Here is a 7,843-nt window from a genome sequence, read left to right on the forward strand (position 1 = left end):
CTACGCTGGACGTGGCCGACGGGAACACTGAAACGCAAGTGATCTTTCGCCGATCCACCGAATTCCTCAGCGGACGACGGCCCACCCTTCCCTTCCCCCTCACCGAATAACCTTGAGCGCTATGAGCAGACCTGCATCTCCGGGAGCGCCGTCCGAGGCGCACAACATCCTCGCGATCACTCCCTTCCGAAGGCTGTGGATCTCGCTCGTGCTGTCCGGACTGGGCGATTGGCTGAGCCTGCTGGCTCTGGTCTCCCTGGCCGCGATCTTCACGTTCGACGCCCCGGCCCCGGTCCGGTACCTGGCCATCGCCGGTGTCCTGGCCGTCAAACTCGCCCCCTCCGTCCTCCTGAGCCCCCTCGTCGGAGCGCTCGTGGACCGGTTGGACCGCCGCTGGACCATGGTCGGGGGCGACGTCCTGCGGGGCCTGCTCTACGTCTCGGTCCCCGTGGTGGGCCTGCTGGCCCCCGGGTTCGCGCTGCCGTGGCTGTTCATCGCGGCCCTGCTCGCCGAGGTCGTCGAGCTGCTGTGGACCGGTGCCCGGGACTCCGCGATCCCCAACCTGGTGCCCCGCAAGCTGCTGGGCCAGGCCGACCGCCTGGTGCTGTTCACCTCCTACGGCACCGCGCCGGTCGCCGCCCTGCTGTTCGCCGCCCTGGCCTCGGTCAGCAACGTGCTCGGCGTCCTCGTGCCCTCGCTGGCCTCCCCCGAGGCGGACATCGCGCTCTACCTCAACGGCCTGCTCTTCCTGGCCGCCGCCGGGCTGATCGCCGGGCTCCGGATCCCCGGCCACCGGCCCGCCAAGGACACCCAGAGCCCCACCCGTGACGCCCGCATCCTGCCGTCCGTCGCGCGCGGTATGCGCGGCTCCGGCGACCCGGTGCTGCTGCGCGGGCTGTCCCTGGGCCTGATCACCACGGTCGTCGCGGTGGGCGCCGTCATCGGCGTCGGCCGCCTGCACGCCGAGGGCCTGGAGGCGGGCAACGCCGGGTTCGGCATGCTGTTCGCCGCCGTCCTGGGCGGCATGGGCCTGGGCGCCGTCTCCGGCCCCCGCATCCTCAAGCTGTTCAGCCGCCGCCGACTCTTCGGGCTCACCGCGGTCGTCGCGGTGGTCCTGCTGCTATTCGTCGCCGCCGTGGGCGACATGGTCCTGGCCGTGGTCCTGGCCCTGGCCCTGGGCGTCGCCGCGGGCATGGCCTGGGCGACCGCGTTCGGTGTGGTCACCCGCGAGGTCGAGGAGGAGCACCGTGCCGCGGTGCACGCCCACCTCAACGGCGCGGCCCGCCTGGCCCTGGTGCTGACGGCGGTGTCGGCCCCCGTCGCCGCCGGGTTCATCGGCGACCGCGCCCTGCCGATCGGCCCGCTCACCTACGACCTGCGCGGCAGCGCCGTCGTACTGATGGCGGTCGCCCTGCTGGGCGTGATCGCCGCCGTGGTCGCCCACCGCCAGGTCAACCGGAACGACCCCGAGGCCGGCCCCGGCCTGCTCCCCGAGCTGTTCGCGGCGCTGCGCGGCGTCGAGATCACCGAGCCGGTCGACGAGGACGAGCGCGCCTCCGGCGCTTTCATCGTCGTCGAGGGCGGCGAGGGCGCGGGCAAGTCCACACAGGTCCGCGAACTCACCGTGTGGCTGCGCGACCAGGGCTTCGAGGTGGTCAGCACCCGCCAGCCCGGCGCCACCAAGCTCGGCATGCGGCTGCGCGCCCTGCTGCTGGACCGGGAGAACTCCCACATCACCCCGCGCGCCGAGGTGCTGCTGTACGCCGCCGACAAGGCCGACCACGTCCAGCAGGAGATCCTGCCCGCGCTCGAACGCGGCGCCGTGGTCATCAGCGACCGCTACACCGACTCGCTGCTCGCCTACCAGGGCACCGGTCGCGACCTGGCGGTATCGGACATCGCCGACATCAGCACGTGGGCGGTGCAGGGCCTGGTCCCCGACCTGACGGTGCTGCTGGACGTGCGGCCCGAGGAGGGCCTGTCCCGGCTGGGGGGCCCGGCCGACCGCATCGAGTCGGAGTCCGTGGAGTTCCACGAGCGGGTCCGCAAGGGCTTCCTCGACCTGGCCCGCCGGGACCCGGACCGCTACCTGGTCCTGGACTCCCGTGAGCCCCGCGAGAAGATCACCCGCGAGATCCAGAAGCGGGTGCGCGCCCTGCTGCCCGACCCGGTCCCGAGCAGCGCCGAGGCCGTCACCGGGATGATCCCGGTCATCAAGAACGACTGATCCGCCGCGGCGGAACGGGCCCGGGGGCGCACGCCCCCCGGGCCCCGCGCGTTCCCGGCCCCCGGAAGGGCCTGTGGACAACGGCCCGACCGTCGCCCCCGGCTCCTATCCTGGAGCCCTGGCACGACTTTCTACGTGGGGGTGGAGTGTGACGGTCTTCGACGACCTGGTCGGTCAGCGGACCGCGGTGGACCACCTGCGGCGGGCGGTGGCCGGTGCCGCCGACCTCGTCGCCGGGGGAGCCGGCGCGGGCATGACCCACGCCTGGCTGTTCACCGGCCCACCCGGCTCGGGGCGCTCGGAGGCCGCCCGCGCCTTCGCCGCCGCCCTCCAGTGCCGCGACGGCGGCTGCGGCCACTGCGACTCCTGCCACCAGGTCATGGCCGGGACCCACCCGGACCTGCTGTACGTGCGGCCCAGCGGGCTGAGCTTCGGCGTCGCCGCCACCCGCGAGCTGGTCCTGCGCGCCGGGTCCAAGCCCTCCGGCGGGCGGTTCCGGATCGTGCTGTTCGAGGACGCCGAACGCGCCACCGAGGCGGCCTCCAACGCCCTGCTCAAGGCGGTGGAGGAGCCCTCGCCGCGCACCGTGTGGCTGCTGTGCACGCCCACCCCCGACGACCTGCTCGTCACCATCCGCTCCCGGTGCCGCCTGGTCACCCTCACCACCCCCTCCACCGCCGAGATCGTCGGCGCGCTCACCCGCGCCGGCGACGTGGACGAGGACACGGCCAGGGCCGCCGCCGTCGCCTCGGCCGGGCGGATGGACCGCGCCCGGCAGCTGGCCACCGACCCCGAGGCGCGCCGCCGCCGCGAAGAGGTGCTGTCCATCCCCGCCCGGCTCGACGGCATCGGCGCCTGTGTCACCTTCGCCGCCCGGCTCTACGAGATCGCCGAGGCGGAGTCCAAGGCGATCACCAGCGCCCTGGACGAGAAGGAGAAGGGCGAGCTCAGGGCGGCCTTCGGCGAGGGCTCCACCGGCAAGGGCATGGCCAAGGCCATGCGGGGCTCCGCGGGCGCCATGAAGGACCTGGAGGAGAGGCAGAAGCGCCGGGCCACCCGGATCAAGCGCGACTCCTACGACCGCGCCCTGCTGGACCTGGCCGCGTTCTACCGCGACGTGCTCACCCTCCAGCTCGGGGCGTCCGTCGAGCGCTCCACCGGGGAGCGCTCCGGCGATCTGGAGCGCATCGCCCGCTCCAGCACACCGAAGACCACCCTGCGGCGCATCGACGCCATCATGGACTGCCGCGAGCGCATCGCCGCCAACGTGCACCCACAGATCGCCATGGAGGCCATGACCTCCGCCCTCCTCATCGGCTGAGTCCCCGGCCCGGACTGCACGCTGGGCGGTGGCCCGCCCGCGTCCCCCGGCGGATACGGTCGACGTACGGTGCCACCTCCCCGTCGCAACCGGAACGGCGGCACGGCCATCACAGGCGAGGGTGGAACCGAACGACGGGAAGGACGGGAACGCGTGGCGACGAGGCTGCGGGCAGCGGTGGCGGCGACGCTCACCGGCACGGTGCTCCTGGTGAGCGGGTGTACGGCACAGGCGCCGGACGGAGGGGCGCAGGAGCCGACCGACTCGCTCGGGGCCCTGGGCGACCTCACCGAGCAGGAGCTCGACTGGGGCGACTGCGACGGCGGCCCCGCCGAGGCCGAGTGCGCCACGTACGAGGTGCCGCTGGACTACGACGAGCCCGAGGGCGAGCGCATCGAGATCGCGGTCAAGCGCATGGCCGCCACCGGCGACGACGTCATCGGCTCCCTGCTGGTCAACCCCGGCGGCCCGGGCGGCTCCGGGTACGACTACGTCGACCACGCCTCGTTCATCGTCAGCGAGCAGGTGCGCGAGCGCTTCGACCTGGTCGGCTTCGACCCGCGCGGGGTCGGCCGCAGCACTCCGATCACCTGCCTGCCCGCCGGGGAACTCGACGACTTCATCGGCGGCGCGGCCGAGTCCGCCGACGGCGACGGCGACATGGCCGAGCTGACCGAGGCCGGGATCACCGACATGGAGGACGGCAGCCGCGAGTTCGTGGAGGCCTGCCAGGCCAACGCCCCCGACCTCATGCTCAACGTCGGCACCGTCAACGTCGCCCGGGACATGGACGTGCTGCGCTCCCTGCTGGGCGACGAGAAGCTCACCTACCTGGGCGCCTCCTACGGCACCCACATCGGCGCCCACTACGCCGAGCAGTTCCCCGACCGGGTGCGCGCGCTGGTGCTCGACGGCGCCGTCGACCCCACCCTGGACCAGCTCGACCTGAGCGTCGCCCAGGCCACCGGGTTCGAGACCGCGCTGCGCGCCTTCGTCGAGGACTGCCTCACCCGCACCGACTGCCCGCTGGGCGGCAGCGGCGACTCGGTCGAGGACGGCGTGGCGGCCCTCGACGAGTTCCTGGCCTCCACCGCCCGGGAACCGCTCGCCAACTCCATGGACGACCGGGAGATCAACCGGTCCCGCACCGAGCTGGGCGTGCTCGCCGCCCTGTACTCCGAGTCCTGGTGGGACCGGGTCCGCGAGGGCCTGAACGACGCGATGAACGACGGTGACGGCACCGTGCTCCTCCAGCTGGGCGACGAGCTGTACAGCCGCAACGACGTCCAGGAGTACGAGAACTCCACGGCCGCCCTCATCGCGGTGAACTGCTCCGACTCACCCAGCCCGCGCCGGGTCGATGCCTACGCGGAGGCCGCCGAGGAGGCCGGGGAGGAGTCGCCGATCTTCGGCCCGAGCCTGGCCTGGGGTGCGCTGCCGTGCGCGTTCTGGCCCGAGGAGGCGGTCTACGACGGCGGTCCGCTGGACGCGCCGGGCGCCCCGCCGATCATGGTGGTGGGCACCACGCGCGACTCCGCCACCCCCTACGCCTGGGCCGAGGCGCTGGCCGAGGCGCTGGAGTCCGGCTTCCTGGTCACCCGGGACGGCGACGGCCACACCGGCTACCGGATGGGCGACGTGTGCGTGGACCGCATGGTCGACGCCTACCTCATCGACCTGGAGGTGCCCGAGGACGGGATGGCCTGCGCCTGACCCCCGCGGGGTGCCGGGTCCGAAACCGTGTACCCGGCACTCCGCGAAGACGCTAAACTGGTGATCGCCTCGCCGCGTGAACCCGCGCGGCGTCGCGCCGCCTTAGCTCAGTCGGCAGAGCGATTCACTCGTAATGAATAGGTCGTCGGTTCGATTCCGACAGGCGGCTCAGCACAAACGCCACCCCGGACCGGGGTGGCGTTTCGCGTGGGGGGCCATTTGGGTGGCCAAGGCCTCCACCGGGCCCGGCCGGAACCGGCCGCCACAGGGCGAATGCGGGCACAGCGCGACCGCTACCCGTCTCATCCGAGGGCGCCCCTCTGCGGGATGGCGGCCCGCCGGGTGGTGTACTTCTCCGGCCCCGTTCCCACGGATACGCGGCGGCGCCGGTCGGACCGGTGCGCGCCGCCTTCGGCGGTGCTTCCACCCGGGTCATCGTGCCGACAGGGCGCGATGGCCGTCCGGCACCGGCCGACCATCGCGACGACCCGCAAGGGCGCACCCGCGCGAAGGTCACACCACTTCAGGACACGACCCTCTGCGGGGCCGGGGTCTCCGGAGGCTGGAAGTACGGGATTCAGACGTCCGGGGAAGACCGTCGCCGTCCGAGGCCGAGGCGGAGCGGTTCTCCGACGGCAACGGCCGCGAGGCGTTCGAGGAGGCGCTGACCCGGCAGGCCCGGTGTATCGAACAGGCCGCCGGTGCCGGGGACGGGGCCGGGGTGGACGAGCCGTGGCCCCTGCCGCCGGAGGATGTGCCCGCTACCCGAAGTGTTCGAGGAGGTGCTGACCCGGCAGGCCCGGTGTATCGAACAGGCCGCCGGTGCCGGGGACGGGGCCGGGGTGGACGAGCCGCGGCCCCTGCCGCCGGAGGACGTGCCCGCTACCCGAAGTGGCCGAATAATGACCTTTCGTGTCCGGTGGTCGGGGGTGAGCCGGGGTAGGGGCACCGCATGAGCTTGTTCTTCATGCTGGTGGCGCTGGTGGGCGCGGTGCTCGTGCTGGCGGGCGGGTCCTACGCCCTGCGCCGGGTCATCTCCGCGGTCACCGCCCGCCTGGCGGCGGACGAGGCCCCGGCCCCGGTGGACCCGGGGCCGGAGGCGCAGATCGGCGGATACGTGCCCGCCCCGCGCGTCCCCGGCGAGCTGCCGCCGCAGTTGCGGGCGCGGGTGGCCGACCTCGTGGCGCTGGGGCGCTCGGAGGAGGCGGTCCGCCTGGTGCGGGACCGCCTCGACGGGGACGAGGGCCGGGCGCGCGGGATCGTTGCCGCGCTGGGCGGCGACGGCGACACACCGGCCCTCGAACACTGACTCACATCCCGGCGCGGCTGCGCAGCCCGCTCCACACGGCCGTGGCGACGAACAGGATCGCCGCGATGACGGCGAGCCAGAACAGGCCCTTGACCAGCACCCCCAGGATCGCCAGGAACAGCCACAGCGCCAACAGGACGAGTATGAGATAGACCACGTGCCCCCCTTGAACGTCCGGTACCTCCACTGATCTACCCGGCCGGGGCGCGCGGCACGCCCGCACCCCTGTGGCGGGGTGTGCAGGACGGTCCTCCCGGGGTATGAGGGGTGCATGAGTCTGGAAGAGGCATCACGACAGCTGGAAGCGGCGATCCACGACGCGCGGGTCGCATTCGACTGCATCCTCCTCGATGAGTTGGATCGGGCCCACGTCAACGCCATCACCGCCCGGGCCGCGGTCGACGCGGCCGAGAACGCCATCCAGGTGGAGCTGGAGAGAAGGAAAGAGGAGGCCGGGGAGGGCCGGGAAGAGGAGGACGAGGAGATCTCCTCGGACTGATACCGACTTTTTTCGAACAGGGTTTCGAACAAAGGGTATGCTCGGAGCATGCCCGATCATTCGCTGAGTCCGGACTGGCCCGCGAGTGTGCACCCACCCGGGTCGGACTCCTTCGAACGGACGGCCGTGGTGTGGCTGTTCGACCTCCTGCCCGCCGATTACCGGCTGCACGGGGTCCTGCGGCGGTATCCGGTCGCACTCTCGCGGTTGGCGCGCCGGCACCTCACCGCGGTCCTGGCCGCCGGCCGCGAGGGTTACCGCACCGCCCGGGTCGAGCTGCGCGACCACTTACCCCCGCACGCGCTCGAACAGGTGATGCGCGCCTATCAGGCGGAGGGGCGCCGCACCGCCGCCGTACTGCGCTCCGTCGAGGCCGTCGACGCGGCCCTGCGCACCCGGTACGACGGCGAGGCGTTCGAGGAGGGGGCGTGAGACCCCCCTCAGGCGGTCACCCGGACCACCACGGCGACCTCGTCACCGGTGTTGACCAGGTGCTGGTGCCCGCCCAGGGAGCCGCCGACCACCCGGGCCCGGCCGGGGGCCAGCTCGGCCGCCGACCGCATGCGCCCGTCGGAGCCGGAGGAGATGAGGTGCGCCCGCCCGCTCACCAGGAACAGCACCTCCATGTCCGCGGCCCGCGGGGACACCGGGCCGGACACGAAGCTGTTGGGCTCCAGCGACACGGTGCTCACCCGCAGCCGCCCGTTGGCCTGGCGGCGGGCGACGCGCGGGGCGGGCTGCCAGTGGCCCCGCCGGGTGGGCCACAGGGTGGGC

The 7,843-nt window shown here is 73.1% G+C and carries 7 protein-coding genes, 1 tRNA gene and 1 pseudogene; 7 read left to right on the forward strand and 2 right to left on the reverse strand.

Annotated elements, in window-relative coordinates:
* The first annotated feature begins 121 nt into the window (after nt 1-121).
* The 5 genes from tmk to QJS33_RS08245 all read left to right on the forward strand — a co-directional run bounded on the left by tmk (nt 122) and on the right by QJS33_RS08245 (nt 6,570).
* Nucleotides 122-2,227, forward strand: coding sequence for a dTMP kinase (tmk, locus tag QJS33_RS08225; RefSeq protein WP_306367274.1), 2,106 nt, complete (start codon nt 122-124; stop codon nt 2,225-2,227).
* 148 nt (nt 2,228-2,375) lie between these two features.
* Nucleotides 2,376-3,548 (forward strand): DNA polymerase III subunit delta', encoded by a 1,173-nt coding sequence (locus QJS33_RS08230; protein WP_306367275.1) that lies wholly within the window; start codon nt 2,376-2,378, stop codon nt 3,546-3,548.
* Nucleotides 3,549-3,725: 177 nt separating this feature from the next.
* A complete protein-coding gene (locus QJS33_RS08235) occupies nt 3,726-5,261 on the forward strand; it encodes an alpha/beta hydrolase (protein ID WP_306367284.1) in 1,536 nt (511 codons plus the stop codon).
* A gap of 96 nt (nt 5,262-5,357) precedes the next feature.
* Nucleotides 5,358-5,430: transfer RNA gene (locus tag QJS33_RS08240), tRNA-Thr, on the forward strand.
* A 783-nt stretch (nt 5,431-6,213) separates the two neighbouring features.
* Entirely contained in the window at nt 6,214-6,570 is a 357-nt protein-coding gene (locus QJS33_RS08245) for a hypothetical protein (RefSeq protein WP_306367276.1), read from the forward strand.
* A gap of 1 nt (nt 6,571) precedes the next feature.
* On the opposite strand, the gene QJS33_RS08250 is transcribed toward QJS33_RS08245, so the two are convergent.
* Nucleotides 6,572-6,727 carry a hypothetical protein gene (locus QJS33_RS08250; protein WP_306367277.1) on the reverse strand — a complete coding sequence of 52 codons (156 nt, stop codon included), beginning with the start codon at nt 6,725-6,727 and terminating at the stop codon, nt 6,572-6,574.
* A gap of 114 nt (nt 6,728-6,841) precedes the next feature.
* Between QJS33_RS08250 and QJS33_RS08255 the strand changes: the two genes are divergently transcribed.
* Complete coding sequence (locus tag QJS33_RS08255) at nt 6,842-7,069, forward strand: hypothetical protein (protein ID WP_306367278.1); 228 nt, start codon at nt 6,842-6,844, stop codon at nt 7,067-7,069.
* A gap of 48 nt (nt 7,070-7,117) precedes the next feature.
* Entirely contained in the window at nt 7,118-7,501 is a 384-nt protein-coding gene (locus tag QJS33_RS08260; RefSeq protein ID WP_306367279.1) for a hypothetical protein, read from the forward strand.
* A gap of 8 nt (nt 7,502-7,509) precedes the next feature.
* Here QJS33_RS08260 and QJS33_RS08265 read toward each other — a convergent pair.
* A pseudogene (locus QJS33_RS08265) lies at nt 7,510-7,843 on the reverse strand (hypothetical protein); the annotation flags it as partial.

This window comes from Nocardiopsis sp. CC223A, from assembly GCF_030766825.1.
Classification (GTDB): domain Bacteria; phylum Actinomycetota; class Actinomycetes; order Streptosporangiales; family Streptosporangiaceae; genus Nocardiopsis.

Coding starts and splice junctions, on each gene's coding strand:
- tmk (WP_306367274.1), top strand. CDS start 122: ATGAGCAGACCTGCATCTCCGGGAGCGCCGTCCGAGGCGCACAACATC.
- QJS33_RS08260 (WP_306367279.1), top strand. CDS start 7,118: ATGCCCGATCATTCGCTGAGTCCGGACTGGCCCGCGAGTGTGCACCCA.
- QJS33_RS08245 (WP_306367276.1), top strand. CDS start 6,214: ATGAGCTTGTTCTTCATGCTGGTGGCGCTGGTGGGCGCGGTGCTCGTG.
- QJS33_RS08255 (WP_306367278.1), top strand. CDS start 6,842: ATGAGTCTGGAAGAGGCATCACGACAGCTGGAAGCGGCGATCCACGAC.